Source organism: Terriglobales bacterium, assembly GCA_035487355.1.
In the GTDB taxonomy this organism is placed as follows: Bacteria; Acidobacteriota; Terriglobia; order Terriglobales; family Acidobacteriaceae; genus QIAW01.
Map to the genome: position 1 here is coordinate 61614 of DATHMF010000089.1, position 16894 is coordinate 78507.

14 protein-coding genes and 1 tRNA gene are annotated in these 16894 nt (G+C 54.5%); 5 read left to right on the plus strand and 10 right to left on the minus strand.

The window, feature by feature from the left end; all coding sequences use genetic code 11:
• Positions 1-3: 3 nt before the first annotated feature.
• From VK738_16570 to VK738_16580, 3 genes are all read left to right on the plus strand, one after another.
• The gene (locus VK738_16570; GenBank protein ID HTD24275.1) at positions 4-843 is read left to right on the plus strand and encodes a tetratricopeptide repeat protein; all 840 of its coding nucleotides are present in this window, start codon (positions 4-6) and stop codon (positions 841-843) included.
• A gap of 326 nt (positions 844-1169) precedes the next feature.
• Positions 1170-5519, plus strand: a complete 4350-nt coding sequence (locus tag VK738_16575; protein ID HTD24276.1) for a DUF2339 domain-containing protein — start codon at positions 1170-1172, stop codon at positions 5517-5519.
• A complete protein-coding gene (locus VK738_16580; GenBank protein HTD24277.1) occupies positions 5516-6472 on the plus strand; it encodes a M48 family metalloprotease in 957 nt (318 codons plus the stop codon). Before VK738_16575 ends, VK738_16580 begins: the two co-directional genes overlap by 4 nt.
• Before the next feature lie 630 nt (positions 6473-7102).
• Here VK738_16580 and VK738_16585 read toward each other — a convergent pair.
• Complete coding sequence (locus tag VK738_16585; protein HTD24278.1) at positions 7103-7738, minus strand: TetR/AcrR family transcriptional regulator; 636 nt, start codon at positions 7736-7738, stop codon at positions 7103-7105.
• A gap of 74 nt (positions 7739-7812) precedes the next feature.
• Positions 7813-8130, minus strand: a complete 318-nt coding sequence (locus VK738_16590; GenBank protein ID HTD24279.1) for a tetratricopeptide repeat protein — start codon at positions 8128-8130, stop codon at positions 7813-7815.
• A 140-nt stretch (positions 8131-8270) separates the two neighbouring features.
• Between VK738_16590 and VK738_16595 the strand changes: the two genes are divergently transcribed.
• Positions 8271-8795 carry an acyl-CoA thioesterase gene (locus VK738_16595; GenBank protein HTD24280.1) on the plus strand — a complete coding sequence of 175 codons (525 nt, stop codon included), beginning with the start codon at positions 8271-8273 and terminating at the stop codon, positions 8793-8795.
• A 139-nt stretch (positions 8796-8934) separates the two neighbouring features.
• Positions 8935-9010 (plus strand) — tRNA-Phe (locus VK738_16600).
• 260 nt (positions 9011-9270) lie between these two features.
• On the opposite strand, the gene cyoE is transcribed toward VK738_16600, so the two are convergent.
• The 8 genes from cyoE to VK738_16640 all read right to left on the minus strand — a co-directional run.
• Entirely contained in the window at positions 9271-10242 is a 972-nt protein-coding gene (gene cyoE, locus VK738_16605) for a heme o synthase (GenBank protein ID HTD24281.1), read from the minus strand.
• Entirely contained in the window at positions 10221-11222 is a 1002-nt protein-coding gene (locus VK738_16610) for a cytochrome c oxidase assembly protein (protein HTD24282.1), read from the minus strand. The genes cyoE and VK738_16610 overlap by 22 nt, the downstream gene beginning before the upstream one ends.
• Positions 11223-11227: 5 nt before the next feature.
• Positions 11228-12715 carry a cytochrome b N-terminal domain-containing protein gene (locus tag VK738_16615; protein HTD24283.1) on the minus strand — a complete coding sequence of 496 codons (1488 nt, stop codon included), beginning with the start codon at positions 12713-12715 and terminating at the stop codon, positions 11228-11230.
• Positions 12706-13251: a Rieske 2Fe-2S domain-containing protein gene (locus tag VK738_16620; protein ID HTD24284.1), complete on the minus strand. Its 546-nt coding sequence runs from the start codon at positions 13249-13251 to the stop codon at positions 12706-12708. The genes VK738_16615 and VK738_16620 overlap by 10 nt, the downstream gene beginning before the upstream one ends.
• Positions 13248-13985, minus strand: a complete 738-nt coding sequence (locus VK738_16625; protein ID HTD24285.1) for a c-type cytochrome — start codon at positions 13983-13985, stop codon at positions 13248-13250. The genes VK738_16620 and VK738_16625 overlap by 4 nt, the downstream gene beginning before the upstream one ends.
• A complete protein-coding gene (locus VK738_16630; GenBank protein ID HTD24286.1) occupies positions 13982-14575 on the minus strand; it encodes a hypothetical protein in 594 nt (197 codons plus the stop codon). The genes VK738_16625 and VK738_16630 overlap by 4 nt, the downstream gene beginning before the upstream one ends.
• A gap of 281 nt (positions 14576-14856) precedes the next feature.
• Positions 14857-15453 (minus strand): heme-copper oxidase subunit III, encoded by a 597-nt coding sequence (locus VK738_16635; protein HTD24287.1) that lies wholly within the window; start codon positions 15451-15453, stop codon positions 14857-14859.
• A gap of 13 nt (positions 15454-15466) precedes the next feature.
• On the minus strand, positions 15467-16894 hold a 1428-nt coding region (locus VK738_16640), incomplete at its 5' end, for a cbb3-type cytochrome c oxidase subunit I (protein HTD24288.1).

The following is a 16894-nucleotide window of genomic DNA, read 5'->3' on the forward strand; positions in this document are numbered from 1 at the left end:
ACTATGAACAAACGAGTACTCTACCTTGCTGCTTTGCTGCTCGCATTCTCTTCGATTCCGGCGTTCGGCGTCAGCAAAGAGATTGTCGAGTTGCAGACGCAGGTGCAGAACCTGCAGGCTCAGATGACCCAGATGAAGCAATCGTTCGACGAGCACATGGGCGAGATGAAAAATCTGATCGAGCAGAGCACCGACAATGTCAACAAAATGTCCACGGCGGTGGATACCCTGCAGAAAAATCTGACACAGCAAAATACCGACAACGGCGGCAAATTGGACCAGGTTTCAGGGCAAGTCCAGGCATTGCACGATTCGCTCGATGAGCTTAAGGCGCGTGTGGCCAAGCTGAGCAAGCAGATTGACGATATGAACGCCACTCACCAGAACCTGCCAACTACTCCTACAACGCCCCAAGCCCAGGCCCCGCCGGCAGACGTGCTCTATAACAACGCTCTGCGCGATTACAACGCCGGCCGCTACGACCTGGCTTCACAAGAGTTCGCCGACTACATGAAGTTTTACAGTGACACTGAACTTGCGGGAAACGCACAGTTCTATGTTGCAGATATTGAATACCGCCAGGGAAACTACCAGCAGGCAGTCACGGACTACGACAAAGTGCTGGAGCAATACGCCGGCGGCAACAAGACCGCTGCTGCCCAACTCAAGAAGGGCTTCGCGCTGCTTGAACTTGGACAAAAGCAGGAAGGCATCAAGGAGCTGAATGCTCTCGTTCAGCGCTATCCGCGCTCGATTGAAGCCTCACAAGCTCGCGATCGCCTGCGTAAATTGGGGGCCGCGCCCGCGGCCTCCCGCAAGCCCAGCCCTTCGCGCGTCCGCTAAGATTTAGCTGTTTCTTCCTGCCTAAGTTGTTGTATTCTTTCCACCTTCGCCTTCCAAAAATTTAGGTTGCAAGATGGTCCTGAAATAGCGTTCTATTTGTGTCACAGAACTTAAAGTAGTTTCATAATGGGTTTGGATAGCAGAGAATCTGTTGGGCTTTAGAGACGATGTGAGAATTACCGTGGAAGAGCCGGCCTTCAGGCCGGCGTTGAGACGCAAACAGATGGGGGCTTTAGCCCCTGAGATTTCGACTCTTATTCATACCCAATTGTGAAACTGATCTAACACTGTGCATACGAGTGGTTTTGCTGTTCCATAAAAAAACAATGGTAGAACTTATCGTAATTTTCATCCTGTGGGTGATATCTGCTGCGGCTATAGCAGGTGGGCCTACCTCCAGCGCGAGCTTACAATTCCCAGTTCTTCTCATCTTTGCCGCTCTCTTTACGACAGCCTTGCGGCGATACCTGCTGGCAAGAAAAGAAGACGAACACTGGCGCGAGCTGCAGGCCCGCATGAAGGGGCTGGAGCTGAACCAGCAGCAGGTGCTGCGACGGCTGCATGAGCTGGAGCATCCCGCAGTGGTTGCAGCCAAAGAAGCCAAGTCGGCCCCGGCCGCCGCCACCGAAGCGGCCGTCACGCGCTTCATGCCAGAGGCAGAAAAGAGACCGGCTGCAGAGCCAAAGCCGGTTCCACCGGCTCCCTCGCCAATCGCACCCATCGCAATTCCTGGAGAGCCCCCGGCGCCAAAGGCAGCGCCGCCCTCGATCGCGGAGCCTTTCACGCCTAAGCCGGCAGCGCCGCCAACTCCTCCACCACCGGTGGCTCCGCCGCCATCAGTTCCGTCTACACCTTCAGTTTCCGCTATTCCAGCGGCACATCCGGCGGATGTACATCCGCCAACTCCGGCGCCTCCGCCGGCAGCAAAACCAGTCACACCGCCCGCGCCGCATGTTCCGCCGAGCGCCCCACTGCCGCCGCCACATGTGAGTGCGCCGTCATCTGCAGCTCGTGTCACGTCACCGGTTGGACAACCAGCAGGAATGCGGGCACCAACTGCGCCTTCATTCGCAGGATACGCTTCGGCGCCTCCGCCGAAGCCGAAGAGAAATCTGGAAGAGACGATTGGCACAAACTGGCTGGCCAAAATTTCTGTCGTAATGCTGGTCTTGGGAATTGCGCTCTTTCTATCTTATGAGTGGCATAACCTGTCGGCCAAAGAAAGAATTGCGCTAGGGATGCTGGCGGGAATAGGCATTCTGGTATTCGGTATTTTCCTGGAAAAACAGGAACGCTATGTCATTTTAGGAAGGGTCAGCATTGGCGGTGGCTGGGCAATCATATTCGTTACCACCTATGCCATGCGTTTTTTAAAAGGCGCCGAAGTCCTTCCATCAGATATCCTCGGGTTTGTCTTGCTCTTTCTCGTAGCCGTTGGCATGGTGGCTCACACCTTGCGCTATCAATCACAATTGGTTACGGGTGCCGCCTTTATTCTGGCCTACTCAACCGTATGGATTGGCCATAGCGATCAGGTCTACCCCCTCGTGGCCAATGCACTGCTCTCATTCGGACTCGTCGTACTAGTCTGCCGCTACAACTGGTTTGAGCTCGAAGTCCTGGGAATTTTAGCGGCCTATATTAATCACTTTTATTGGCTGCAACCTATCGTCGAGCGCGCAGGCCGTCATAAGCCGTTCGATCAATTCCCCGCCAGCGCAGGCATTCTGCTCGTCTATTGGGCAATCTTCCGTATTTCTTACCTGGTTCGTAAGGTAAAAACGGACCACGAAGAAAAAGTTTCTACACTAGCCGCATTGCTGAACAGCTTCGGCCTGTTGTATATGCTGAAGTACCAGTCGGTACATCCAGAATGGGAATTCGCATTCGTTCTAACATTCGGAGCGGTTGAATTCATACTGGGGCAACTGCTGCGCATACGCAAGCGCCGATTGGCCTTCGTAATGCTCTCCACCATTGGCGCAACCTTGCTGGTGGCGGCATTTTATATCCGTTATTCGCCAGAACCGACCCATCTTTCGGTGCTCTGGCTCCTGGAAGCTGAAGCCTTTTTCCTGGCTGGAATCTTCGCGCGTGAAGTTCTCTTCCGCTACTTCGGCATGCTGGCAGGCGTGGTCGCCACAATACAGATTCTGGCGACACAAGGGCTCAGCAGTCGCAACGATCTACCTCACGCCATGGTCTTCGGATTGGCTGCGGTGCTGTTCTACTTCAATTCGCTTGCTACCCCACGTTATTGGAAAAAACTGGTCACCTCGAATTTTGAACTGAGTTGCCTGCGAGCATTTTCTTATATTGCCGCGGTAATGGCATTTTCCGCAGTATGGGTAGGATTCGCCAACTCCTGGGTGCCGGTATTGTGGGCAGCCCTGGCTCTTATGCTCATCCTGGGTGGAGCATACCTGGGGAGCTGGGACCTCGGCTTCCAATCCTATGGCTTCGTCGCAGCCGCATTCGTCGGGGTGCTGGCTTACGATATTGACCTTCCGTACGCCCCGGCATCGCACTTCAATCTCCGCGCTCTGCGCTTTGTGCTGATAGCGCTTGCGTTTTACCTGTGCGCATGGAAGAACCACACCCTCGACCGGATGTGGGCCTCTGCCGCACGCGGAATTCACACCTCGCTGGCTTCCCTGCTGATCGCATTGCTCATCTGGATTGAATATCCCAACTCCTGGATGGCGGTCAGTTGGATGTTCTTCGCCCTGGCTCTGTCCGCGGTCGCTCGTTATGGAAAACTGCGTGAGTTCTCCGTGCAATCGGCTGTGCTGGCCGTCGCGGTGCTGTGCCGCTCCCTTTACTTCCATCTCGACCTGACCAAACCCATGCTTGGGCACTTAAGCGAGCGCCTGGTAACGCTTGGACTAGTCACGATTGGGTTTTACATCCTGGCGTGGTTGAGCCGCGATGAAGAGCGGAGTTTCTCCCGCTACTTTTCTTATTTCAACACCTGGGCGGCAGCCGGGCTGGTTTCTCTGCTCGTCTGGTATGAAGTTGCACCCTGGCCGGGTTGGATTGCGGTCTCGTGGATGATTGAGGCCTTACTGCTGGCAGCGGTCATGGACTACATGACGCGAAAGCAGAAGCCGGCAGCGCTGCAGTTCTCCTGGCAATCTTACCTGGTTACCCTGACCGCCTTTGTGCAAACTCTGTGGTTCAACTTTGACATGCCGCATGGCGAAGGCCTTCTGAATGTGCGCGTCGTGACGGTGTCGCTGGTCGCCGCCATGCTCTATGGCTGCGCGGCTTTGCGCTGGCAAAGAAAGACCACCGCCAATGCAATTGCAAGACAGACCCACAACTATGCTGCATCGTTCCTGTTGGTCCTTCTAGGTTGGGTGGAGTATCGCAACGCCTGGGTGGCGGCGATCTGGATCATCTTTGCCCTAGCTGCCGCCATCGTCGGACGCTATCTCAAATTGCGCGAGTTCTCCATCAAATCAGGATTGCTGGCGTTGGTAGCCGTTGGCCGAGTTGTGCTGGTGAACTTACAAGTGGATCAGACCTGGCACAACATGAGCTTGCGGCTGGTAACCGTCGGCATCGTAATTGCCGTGCTTTATGTCATGGCTCCGCTCAGCCGCCTGAAAGAATTCTCCATCACCAACCACCTCGCCAATCTCTATACATGGCTGGCTTCTGCGCTGGTTATGACGCTGGTTTGGTATGAGATGCAAGCCCATCAGGCCGTCAGCGTTGTGATTGTCTGGACCCTGTTTGCTCTGGTGTTGTTCGAAATTGGCATGAACCGGCCGTCGCTGCATCTCCGCCTGCAAAGTTATGTGGCGCTGGGCGCTAGTTTCGTAAGGATCTGGTTTGCCAACCTTAATGCCGTTGAAGTTCCCGGCCATTGGAACCCCAGGGTTTATACAGTTGTGCCTCTGGCGTTAGTGCTCTATTACGTTTCCTGGCGGCTGGAGAGTAGTGCCGAGACTGACGGGGAGTCCAGCACCGAGCGTGGACTCAGAATCTCCGCGCTCATCGGTTTCCTGGGATTGATTACGCTGGGCGCAATCATGCGCGTCGCCATGGATCAAGAGCAGGTTGTCATCGGCTGGTCGGTGCTTGCTTCTGCATTGATGGCGACAGCCTGGTTGAGAAAGCGTCTAACTTTCTATTATCAAGCGCTTTTTGCGACGGCCTGTGTCGCCTTTCGCGCTTTTTCCTACAACTTATGGTCAGGACGGCCAATGCAAATCGATGCTATGCACCGGCCGGCATTTTGCGTGGGCATTACGATTGCCTTGCTTTTCTTGACTCTGCCCTTCGCCTTCAAGATGCGCGAATGGACAAGTGAACGCAGCAACCGCATACTGCGCTGGATTGAGGAAAATCCACATCAGGTTTTCTTTTTTGTTCCGCTAGTCCTGCTGACAGTCCTGCTGGGCAAAGAGCTTTCTCATTCCATGATTACGATTGGTTGGGGATTGGAAGGTGTGGCTGTCTTTATATTTGCTCTTGTAGTGGGCATGCGTAGTTACAGGCTCTCTGGCTTAGGACTGTTGCTATTGTGCATTGGCAAAGTTCTAATAGTTGACGTTTGGGGGCTTGAACTACCTTATCGTGCACTCACCTTAATTGTATTGGCCGTGATCTTGGGCGCAGTCTCTTTCCTGTACTCCCGTTATCGTGAGATCATCCGAGAATACCTATGAAACGCCTGCTTTTCCTACTCGTGATTGTTGCGGTGAGCGCGGGAGCGTTGCTGCTGGCCGAACGCCAGAAGGCGCAGACCCACGTAGGGCCGCAAGCGGTTTTAGGACTCATCGCCGATACCGAGCAGGAGATAAGCCGTGTACCCGCCCGCCTGACGCGCATCAGTGATGAAGAAGAAATCCGCATAGGCGATGAGATGGCGCAGCGTTATCTTGACGAAATCAATGTTCAAGCGAAAAGCAACAAGGATGGCGATGACCACCTGGTGCAAGCCTATGTTGAGCGCGTAGGAATGAGGGTTTCCGTTTACGCCCACCGCAAACTTCCCTACCGCTTTCACTACATACCCGACCGGAATCTCATCAACGCCTTCGCTCTCCCCGGCGGACACGTCTTCGTTGGCCGCGGCATGTTGGACCTGATGACAACCGAAGACCAATTGGCCTCGGTATTGGGACATGAGGTCGAGCACATTGATTTGTATCACTGCGCCGAGCGCGTGCAGTTTGAGGCGCACATGCGTAAGCTGCATCTGGAAGAGATCAATGGTCTGGTCTCGATGCCCATTGACCTGTTCAAGGAAGGCTATAACAAAGACCAGGAGCTGGATGCCGACCGGGCAGGAACGCGGCTGGCCATGATGGCCTCCTACTCGCCGGAGGGAGCGATCTCGATGTTCCGCCTGCTCGATAAATTGTGCAGGCAGGAGAACCGGACGGCCAGCACTCCCGAAGAAGAAATCTCACAAGTTGCCCTTGAAACCTTAAAGGGATACTTCCAAAGCCACCCGCAACCCCAAGAACGGATTGAACAAATCGAAAAGCTGGAGCGGGAGTCCGAAACTCCGTTGCCAGCCCAGAGGCCGTTTGATAGAGGCGTCTTCGCGGCCCTGCATCAGGCCGCAGATCATGTAACCCAAGCCAACGAAGCCCCACCCCGAATACTGCATTAAGTCTGCCGGGAAGATGGCATATCCCGCGAAATCAGCACATTTCTTGCAGCTTGGAGCTGAGCTTGGAGCTGCTTTTATCATGGTCCCATTGTGGTATCAAACTCTTGCCCTTCTGAACAACTGTGGATCATCATGGGCTGAAAGTGTATCCGGCACTACAAGACGCGTAAAAGACAGTTTCAGGTTTCGAGCTTCAAGATTTGTACGGAACCGGCTCTGTTTCGACACCCAAGCAAAGCTTGGTACCCCCCTGGCTTCCAAAAATCCCCATCCTTCCGCCGCAAAGCGCGGCTCGGGTCGGGAAGACGAAACGGGAACTGCTTTCGGGACCCGAGCAAGCTTGGTATCCCCTTGGGCAAATCTGTTCCGCCCTCCTTCTCGGGTTTGGCAGATATTCCTAGAGGTGGGTAGACCGCCGAAGACCTCAAAGCTTTCCTTGGAGCTGTTTTTAAGACCCCAAGCCAGCAAGGGGACCCCACCGGATTCGTCAAAGCCTCTGCGTAACTCCGCGCCCTCCGTCGTGAGGTTTTTGTTTTTGGCTAACAGCTAAGAGCTAAAGGCTAAGAGCTTTTCCACGACCCGAGCTGGCAAGGGGGGAGGGGCCCGAAGATTGAAACTGGAAACTCGAAACTAGCTTTTTGGTTTTTTCTTCTTCACCTGCACACCATTCAACCAGATGTCAGTCAACGTCTCTGCTACCTGCTGGACATTAAATTTCTGGTAGTGCTTGCCGCCGAAGATTTCCTGGATCAGGAAGTGGTTCCCTATCATCCCCAGGAATCCTCGGGAGGCCAGCAGCGGGTCCATTTTTCGCAACTCGCCCTTTTCCATGCGCTTGCGCAGATGCTCAGCCAGCACCTCGTGGTATGTGGAGACATAGGTCCGAAAAAAACGTTGTGAGAGCTTATGATTTTCGAGCGAGCTGTAGAGCAGCAGCCGGGTCAGCATGGTGTCGCGTTGAAGAATCTGTTTGGCCAGTCCGACAAGGAATTGCCGCAGATCGCCTTGCTCCTGCAATTGCCCCTGCAACTCTCCACTTGTACGGGAGCGGCCGGGACGGCACTGCTCCTCAATCACCGCCCAATACAGGTCTTCCTTGGTGGGAAAATGGCGGAAGATGATGGCCTCATTCACCTTGGCCATTCTGGAGATCTCGCGCGTAGTAGCGCCGTTATATCCCTGGCGCGCGAAAAGCTTCACGGCGACTTGTAAAATCTGTTGGCGGCGGTCGGGAGCTGAGAGGCGGGCACTGCGTGTGGTGGCCATGTAAGTAAGCGCTTACCATTCTCCTGCAGGCGCACGCTAAAGTCAAAACCCAAATGAACTTTATAGATAGAGGATTAACCCAATTCCATGAGCATGCCTTCCATCTCGGCCCGGGCATGGGAATTCCCGGTGCGAATGGCAGAGGCGATACCATCCTCAAACATCTGGCGGGCGTCATCCGTGCGGCCCGCTTTCATGAGCGCCTGCCCTGCCATCTGATATCCGGCGGTATAGTCAGGATTGATCTTCAGTAAGGTGCGGAATTCGGTCAGAGCAGATTCCAGATCGCCTGTCCTGGCATATTCCATCGCCAGTCCGTAGCGTGTAAAAGAATCGTTGGGGTTGGTATTCAAGAATTCCTTCAACATCGCTACTCTGTCTACTTCAGTCATGCCATGATCCTCAGTGATTTCTGCCGCATCGAAAATGTACCATATCGCGCGGTTTCCACGCAGATGGAGAATGAGCAGTGTTGCGAAGCCTTAAGAAATTAGACCAGAAAGCAAACTGCTACAATAAATACCATTAAACGATGCCTGCAAACGAACACGACGGAAACCTGCTGCCCCGGCCGGTGAAGGAGTCCCTATCGGAGATGATTGAGGTGGTCCTGCCCAACGATGCCAATCCGTTGGGCAATCTGCTGGGCGGAAGACTGATGCATTTTATTGATCTTGCCGGAGCCCTCTCTTGCCACCGGCACGCGCGCAGCTATGTAGTCACCGCCAGCATTGAGCACCTTGATTTTCTCGCTCCGGTGCACGTGGGCGACCTGCTGATTCTGCGCTCTTCTGTAAATCGCGCCTTCAATACGTCTATGGAAGCGGGAGTCAAGATCTGGGTGGAAAACTATATTGCCGGCACCAAGCGCCACGTGGGCTCGGCCTATGTGACCTATGTGGCTGTGGACCGGCATGGGCACCATATCCCTGTGCCTCCGGTGGTTCCGGAGACAGAAGAGGAAAAGCGACGCTACGAAGATGCCGGACGGCGCCGCGAACTACGCCAGATAGAAAAAGACCGCAAACGGAGTGTCTTCGCCTCAAAATCCGGGTAAGTTTTTTTTCATATTTGTTCCAGCAAATTTGAGTGAAATGCGGGCGGTTCGTTATAATCAGCAAGTCCGGCACGCATACGGCTTCCAGCAGCAGGGATTGTTCTTCGCTGCGAATCACTCCAGTCCATCGCGTGAGAATGGCCAGGTAGCTCAGTTGGTAGAGCGCAGCCCTGAAAAGGCTGGCGTCGGCGGTTCGATTCCGTCCCTGGCCACCATTTAAACTCCTTAAAAATCATAGTCTTACCGCCCTCGATTTGAAATTGTACCGATTTTGTACCGCCGCTCCGGCGCGCGGTACAAGAGCAATGTTCCGCTCCCCGGCGAGTGATGGGCAGTTACCGACATCAAATGCAACACTCAGCACAGGAGCCTGAGGCTGCTTCAGCTAGACTAACCACCTGTGGTGGATCTCCGAAGCACAGTTCCTGATGCACTAACATCCGGATTGCCGGTGACTTGGGCGCAATCCGAGCTATCAACGCTTAGCGGCCGCGATCACGCCAAACATCAGCGGCAAATAAATGATGGAAGCAACTAAGAGACGCCGAGCCGTGAACCGAGACGGAAAGAACGCAAATCGGCCCGCCGCGCACAAAAAGAGTGCACTTATCAAGAAGGCTGAAGCTGAAACCACTGGGCCTAACCCACTTCCGAGTGTCGGGGCTATGCCCAACGGAACTAAGACCGCGGCCCCAACCATTGCTTCCCACCTAACAAGTGCACCCCCAAATGCATCCGATGGCATTACTCTATAGCCTGCACGCGCATAGTCTTCACGATACATCCAAGCAATCGCTGCAAAATGTGGAATCTGCCAAAGAAAGACGATTGCGAATAACACCCACGCGTTGGGTTCGAGGCTTCCACGGACTGCTGCCCAGCCGATCAATGGGGGTAGGGCCCCGAAAATCGCACCAATGAAGGTCGCAAGGCGGGTTTTCCGTTTCAGTGGCGTGTATAGGAACAAGTAGCCGAGGAGTGAAATAGCGGCCAACAGTGACGCCATGCGACTGGTCGAAATCGCGAGGTAGACCAGACCAAGAAGAGAGATCAGCCACCCAAAATAGGATGCGCTGGAAGCCTTGATCCTTCCCACCACCAGAGGCCGACCCTGCGTTCGCCGCATTTGCGAGTCATACGGTTTCTCCATGACTTGGTTCAACGCCGCGGCTCCGGAAGCGACGAAAACCGTACTTGCCACTGTGTGAAGGAGCGTAAGCCAGGAAAAACGCTCAGGATCTGCCGCCATCCAAAAGCCGCCGGCGGTTGTGATGGCAATCATGAAATTGATCTCGGGTTTTGTAAGCCCCCAGTAGTCGGCCAGGGTTCGAAGTGACTTGAGCCTCCAACTCTTCGAGCGACGTGCGTGCGATCCTAACACAAGCGCCTGGGCGGCTGGAGCCGGGTGTGCGACAGGGTCCATAGTCATTGCCAATCTTCGAGGCATCGGATAATTCCTCGTTGTTCAGCCCTGCCTGCGGTACTGTTTCCAGCTTCATTTGCAACAGGACTATCTACAGGCCGCGTGACGAGTGCAGCTAAATCAACCTCGTTCGCAGAAAGTTGAGGGAATTCAGTGACGTATGCTGATCTCGTAGTTGCACCACGTTGGAATGTGTCGGAGCCAGGGGAAAGAAGCTTCATTGTGATGAATGCTGCGGGCAGAAGCATGATTACGGTTACACAAACCCACATGGACGCCCCAGCGCACTGTTGATCCTCAAGAGCTGTCATACCGAGATGCACGGATGGCGTTTGATAATTGACATAGATGACGCGGTCGGAAAATGAAAGAAAGGCCGACAAGACATCACACGGCAGAGTAGCAGCGAACAAATACAAAGGTATTGACCAACGAGTCCACAGTCGTTCGGCGGGCCATGGCTCGATAACTGGCCACCAAAAGAGGAAGCCCGAGGCAACGAACGTCGCGAGTTCCATAGCATGAACGGCAGGAAACCGCAGTGCCCAAGCGAATGCCATCGGAACGTGCCACCAAATGATCGTTGCCGCAGCACCAGCCCAGCAAAGATAGGGACGCGTTAGGGCGTGCCCGAGACTTTGCAGCCAAATACCCTGGGGCGAGCTTTTCAGACTCCCCCAAATATGGGGAGGCATGATCCTTTGGAAAACCAGCAGAGGGTCGCCGAGGAGGATCAGTGCCGGTCCAACCGTCATCGCCAGAAGGTGTTGCACCATATGGACAGTCAGCAGTTCGACGTGAAGTCTCGAAAGAGGCGATCCCAGAGCAATCCAGAGCGCGGCAACTCCCGCAAGAAACGCACCACATGCTCCTCTCGAAACTCGGCTGTCGCTCTTTCGCAACCTGAACCATAAAACCAGGTATGTCGCGCAGATCACCAGCAGTACAGCATTGAATGTCAAGCCCACTGCGGTGGTCGTTTCGAGATGACTGTGAGCGTTCATTTCGATCAGCGCGTGGCTCCGACAGTAGCGTTGGGCCGTATGTTGGTCGCTGTGGAGCGTGACGCATCTTGCGCCGCCGGTTGACCAGCAGGCCGAAGCGTCTCAAGAAACGCAACCAGTGCGGCAGTTTCCGGCGCGCTGAGATTCTTGCCATAGGCAGGCATATTCCCACCACCTTGAATCACTTGCCGAATCAGCTGGTCGCGAGTAAGGCGAACTGCCACGGCGCTTAGATCGGGTCCCCTCTTTCCTCCGCTATCCCCAAGTGAGTGGCAGTTGTGGCACTGCTTGAGCTGAAAAACCAATGCTCCCTGTCTCTGCAGTGAAGTGCGCTTCTCAAGGAATGGGGAAGGAATAGGGATTCCGCTCCACGCGTCCATACGCGGACTCCACGGTGCGGTCTGTGCCAAGCGAGTAAAGGTGCCAAGAGCAACCGAAACAAGCAGGATGATCAGAACCGCAATTGGTCTTCTCTTCCAGCTCTTCTCTCCCTCGCCGAAGACGAACGGAAGAACCAGCAGGGCACCAATGGCGATGACAGGTCCAATCAGAAGGGCGGGAGTCTCCATCCACGGGGGAAGAAAGGAAAGGACGGCATAAAGCCACAAGAAGAAAAAATCCGGCCGGGGAGCGGTTTGAATGATTCTCGGATCGGGAGGTCCAGAGGGACCGAAGGGACCAAAGTACAACGCACACGCAGCAACAGAAAGCAGAATCAGAGCTGAAAAAAACAGATCTTTCCATACCGCACTGGGTACGAAGGGGACACCATCCTTGTGAGTAAGTTCACGATACTCGGTCAGATAGGTGCTCTTGCGAACAATACGGCCAGGCATCGGCCACTCGTTGATTCCCAATTTCAACACCATCAGGACGTGCAACCCGGCAAAGGCTATCAACAGGCCTGGAATGACGAAAACGTGCAATGCGAAGAATCGCGATAGCGTTGTTCCCGCGATGATGGGACCTCCGAGCATCAGGCTCACGATCGAGCGGCCGACCCAAGGCGCCCTGCTTGCAACTGAAGCCCCAATGCCCAAACCCCAATAGGCGTCTTGATCGAAGCGCAACACCTGGCCCGTGAACGCCATTCCCAGAGTCATCAGCATCAGAAAGACGCCCACGATCCAAGTCAGCTCTCGTGGATACTTGTGTGCGCCGAAGAGAAAAACCTGCACCATGTGAATCAAGACGATTGCGACCATGAAATTTGAGCCCCAACCATGGAGCGCTCGAAGGAACCAACCGAGGGCAATCCCATGATTAAGCGTTTGCAGGCTTGTCCAGGCCTCGCCTGCTGAAGGCACATACACTAGCGCCAGCAGAATGCCTGTTACGACCTGGAGCAGCAGAACCACCATGGCAGCGCTACCGAAAACGTAGAACCAACTTGCCGTATTGCGGGGCACAGGGTGCTCAGCGACTTCGCGGATCGTGGCAGCAATTTGGACTCGTGCATCGAACCACCTTCCCAGTGATCGCATCAAGCGCATGGCTGAATCTCCTTTACCAGGTTGGAAGCCCGGACGCCGGGTGTCGGAAGTTCACGGCCCTGGATGAACAGTTTTCCGTCCTCGACACGATAGGAATACTCGAACAACCCACGTTCGGGAGGGCCCGAGGCGCGGGAACCGTCCTGATAGTAAGCTCCGCCGTGACAAGGGCACATAAAGAGGCCCGATTGCGGGAACCATCGGACCGGGCAGCCAAGGTGGGCGCAATTGATTGCAAAAACTTGGAACTTACTATCATCAAGATTGCGTACCCAACACGGAATCTCCGCGGTCGCGCCGTCCCAGGAATTCACAATCGGATTGCGAAACGTTGCAAGGCGTGTTTCCCCCGCCGGGAATTGCTCTAATTCACCGAGCGAGATCCATTCCGCGTAATCCCCCTTTTTACTCCTGGCAACCGGAGAAAGCAGATATTTGATGATAGGTGCCCCCAACACCGTCGCCACCGCGCCGTTCAGGACAATCCCGATCTTCATCAAGAACTTGCGTCTCGTCACTTCGTTATGAGTGCTCATTTCTCCCCACCGCTTTCGTTTGGACTGACTCCCGCCGACTCATCGGTAAATGAGGATCGTTTAGAAGAGAGCCAGGCAACCACATCGCTGATTTCTTGGTCACTCATCGGCTGACCTACAACATTGCCGCGCCAGTCTGGTGCGCCCAGTTCGGGGCGGCCGACTAAGACCAAGGTTCGAAGCTCCTGATCGTTTATCAGTGAAAGAAAAGAAGGATCTACAATGGAACTCGCTGACTTTCCGCCTGCACCATCCACGCCGTGACAGGATGAACAATACCGCCGAAAGGTAACGAGGCCTCGCGTAGCATCGCCCGTCGTAGATGCGACCCGACTTGGAACAGTAACTCCTTGCAACTGATCAGGACGTGCCCAATGCTGTCGGATACCGCGCACGAGAATTTCAACCTGTTCACGCGTGAGCATCCCGCCAGCACTTTGGCCGAAAGCCGGCATGGCAGTCCCACGAATTCCTTTTTCGATTGCGGTATGAAGAACAAGATCGTCGGCAATCGCCAGGTAGGTAGGATCGTTAATTGCCAATGCCGCGCCACCTTTTCCATCCTGTCCGTGGCATCCGGCACAATTCCGAGTGTAAAGAACCTGAAAGTCTGCAATTCGATCAGGAATCTCCGCTGTCTCTATCGACCGCTTGGGAAACGCGGGAGCATTACAGCCCGAAACTCCAACGAGAGTTACCAGCAACGCCAATCCTTTCCCAATAAGAAATCTCATTCCTTGTCTCCGCTCGCTCGCTGACTTACATAACCCGGGGCTTCTACCCCGGCTCTCAACGCCAGGGGTATTGGTTGCTTGATGCGAATTGTTGAATGACGGAGAACCACGACCCCAGCGGCGATTCCGAACGCAATTTGCGAAGCAATGAACCACATCCAATCGATCTGTTGACTCAGTAACGGGTTGATAAGAGCCAGTACACTGTGGATCAGCCCTGTCCACAGAACGGGCGCCACGAGTCCACCCAAGACGATGGGACGTCGCGGAAACATCGGTAACATGGCTCCATACAAGAGACCTACCAGCAGCGACATTACAAGGTGGATTCCAATTGCGATCAGAAAACTCGTGAGATAGAACTCCCGAAGAGAGAGGGTTGCCAACCGTAAGGACTCTCCATATACCGTGGCCGCAAGCAGGTTGACTGGATACCACACGCTTCCTTGCCGGATCACGCCATACGTGCACGCTAGCACCGCCATCGCTATGGATCCCGCCAACCCGCCTCTCACTCCTGAGGAAACCGGATAAATTTCCAGGGGAAGAACTGCCCGAGCAAGCTCCGGCGCTATTTCCAGTCGGTCCACGATCCGCTTTCTGTCTTGAACCTCGGCGGGACGAACCTCAACCAAGATTTCTTCTTCCCTCTCGCGAGGGAAAACGTCTCGGAACCAGCCGATCGTCGCGATTGCGAAAATGAGGATGCCGAGGGAACTAATCGCAAGGCTGGTGACGAGACCCGTAGCAGTCAGGCTGACCCCGAACGCTAACGTGACTGGCCAAACGGACGGAGCGGGGAGCGCCACAGTCAATCTCGAGTCAGTATGCTTTGTCACTTGCGTCACCCGATCACCCTTCCTCTCTTCCGTTACACGCCCAAGACATAGACCACCGTAAACACAACTAACCAGACCCCATCGACGAAGTGCCAATAGAGCGCGAGAATATCGAGCCGCTCCGCATGCGTCTGGCTGACTGCGGAAGCAAGGCTTGCACAGGCAGTCACGGCGATCACCAGCAAGCCGACGGTCACGTGGAATGCATGAAGCCCGACCAGCGAGAAGTACGTGGTTCCAAACAGATTTGTGCTGATCGTTAAACCTTCGTGCCGAATCAAAATCGTCCATTCATGCACAGTGCCGGCGAGGAATGCCAGACCAAGGATGAGCGTGGCGAACCACCAGACGTTGAACCAAACGGTCCGGGCGCCGGCCAAGGCCTTTACGGCTGCGTGGATTGTGAAGCTACTCACGATCAGACAGGCGCTCATGAAAATCGGGAGATGAAGAACCTCTCGAGGAGTTGGTCCGGAAATGCTCTTACCGGCGTAAAAAAGATACGCAACCACGAAAATCGTGAAAACGGCCGCTTCCGCAGCAATAAAGCAGATCATTCCCACTCGACCGCGGGAGGGGAGTCTCCAGGAAAGAACGAGGTCAACTGTCTCTGTGGTGGTATTACTCATTGCCGTCTCCATGTCATTCGTAATGCCAATCCGGGTCTTCCGGGTGCTTCTGATCCCACAACGGCCGCCGACTTCGTACCGTCGGGATCTCCGCGAAGTTGTAGCTTGGAGGCGGAGAATCAGTTGACCATTCCAGGGTCCAAGCATCCCAGGGGTCGCGTCCGGCGTGGGCTCCCGTGAAATACGACCACGAAAGGTTGAAGACAAACACGAGGACTCCAGCTACCTGAAATAGGGCCCCTAGTGAAACGATCAAGTTCCAGTGCTCCCATCCACGTCCCGGTTCGTATGTATAAATGCGACGCGGCATTCCAAGCAGGCCTGGTATGTGCATGAAATCGAAAGTGAGATGGAACCCAAGGAGGAAGAGCCAGAAGTGCCACTGGGCCAGTTTTTCGCTGTACCTACGGCCAGTCATCTTTGGAAAGTAGTAATAAAACGCCGCGAAGATGGTAAACAGAATTCCGCCAACGATGACGTAGTGGAAGTGGGCAACGACGAAATAAGAATTGCCCAATTGCCAGTCGAACGGTGATGCAGCCAGCATGATTCCAGTCAGACCGGCAACCAAGAACTGAAATAAGAAGCCGATGCAAAACAGCATTGGCGCCTTGAAAATCAACTTTCCGCCCCACATTGTGCCGATCCAATTGAAGATCTTGATGCCGGTGGGAACGCCGACCAGCATGGTGGCGAGAGTGAAGAAGCTGTTCGCATAAGAGACCATGCCAACGGTAAACATGTGATGGGCCCAGACGCTGAAACTTACAAACCCAATGCACACCGTGGCCGCAACCATCACCGGGTATCCGAAGATCGGCTTTCGCGAGAACACCGGAATGATTTCCGATGCAAACGCAAAGCAGGGGATAATCAGGATGTAGACCTCCGGATGACCGAAAATCCAAAAGAAGTGCATCCAAAGAACGGCGGAGCCTCCAGCTTGTGTGTCAAAGAAATGTCCTCCCAAATAGCGGTCGATGCAAAGCATGATCTGAGCCGCAGTAAGAGGTGAGATGGCCAGGATCACCATGCCGCCCAAAACCAGGTTCAACCATGCGAACAATGGCATTTTTCCTAAGGTCATGCCGGGGCATCGCATGCAGACTATGGTGGCGACAAAGTTTATTCCGGTTCCAATGCTGCCTATCCCGGACAACAACAGCGACAGGGTCCAAAAGTCCGTACTGTGTCCCTGGGAGAAAGCGCGGGATGTGAGTGGTGCGTATGCAAACCACCCGACATCGGGAGCGCTTCCCGCGCCGTACAAACCTCCACCGCCGACAAAGCTGAAGTAGAGTAAAAATCCCGCGAATGCTGTAATCCAGAAGCTGAATGCGTTCAGCCGGGGAAAAGCCATGTCTCGTGCGCCGATCATGAGCGGGATCAGATATGTGCCGAAACCGAGCAGAATGGGCATAGCCACGAAGAAAATCATGGT

Bases quoted from the DNA above. Each gene is read 5' to 3' on its own strand.
- VK738_16570 (HTD24275.1), top strand. From the start codon at position 4: ATGAACAAACGAGTACTCTACCTTGCTGCTTTGCTGCTCGCATTCTCT.
- VK738_16575 (HTD24276.1), top strand. From the start codon at position 1,170: ATGGTAGAACTTATCGTAATTTTCATCCTGTGGGTGATATCTGCTGCG.
- VK738_16580 (HTD24277.1), top strand. From the start codon at position 5,516: ATGAAACGCCTGCTTTTCCTACTCGTGATTGTTGCGGTGAGCGCGGGA.
- VK738_16585 (HTD24278.1), bottom strand. From the start codon at position 7,738: ATGGCCACCACACGCAGTGCCCGCCTCTCAGCTCCCGACCGCCGCCAA.
- VK738_16590 (HTD24279.1), bottom strand. From the start codon at position 8,130: ATGACTGAAGTAGACAGAGTAGCGATGTTGAAGGAATTCTTGAATACC.
- VK738_16595 (HTD24280.1), top strand. From the start codon at position 8,271: ATGCCTGCAAACGAACACGACGGAAACCTGCTGCCCCGGCCGGTGAAG.
- cyoE (HTD24281.1), bottom strand. From the start codon at position 10,242: ATGCCTCGAAGATTGGCAATGACTATGGACCCTGTCGCACACCCGGCT.
- VK738_16610 (HTD24282.1), bottom strand. From the start codon at position 11,222: ATGAACGCTCACAGTCATCTCGAAACGACCACCGCAGTGGGCTTGACA.
- VK738_16615 (HTD24283.1), bottom strand. From the start codon at position 12,715: ATGCGCTTGATGCGATCACTGGGAAGGTGGTTCGATGCACGAGTCCAA.
- VK738_16620 (HTD24284.1), bottom strand. From the start codon at position 13,251: ATGAGCACTCATAACGAAGTGACGAGACGCAAGTTCTTGATGAAGATC.
- VK738_16625 (HTD24285.1), bottom strand. From the start codon at position 13,985: ATGAGATTTCTTATTGGGAAAGGATTGGCGTTGCTGGTAACTCTCGTT.
- VK738_16635 (HTD24287.1), bottom strand. From the start codon at position 15,453: ATGAGTAATACCACCACAGAGACAGTTGACCTCGTTCTTTCCTGGAGA.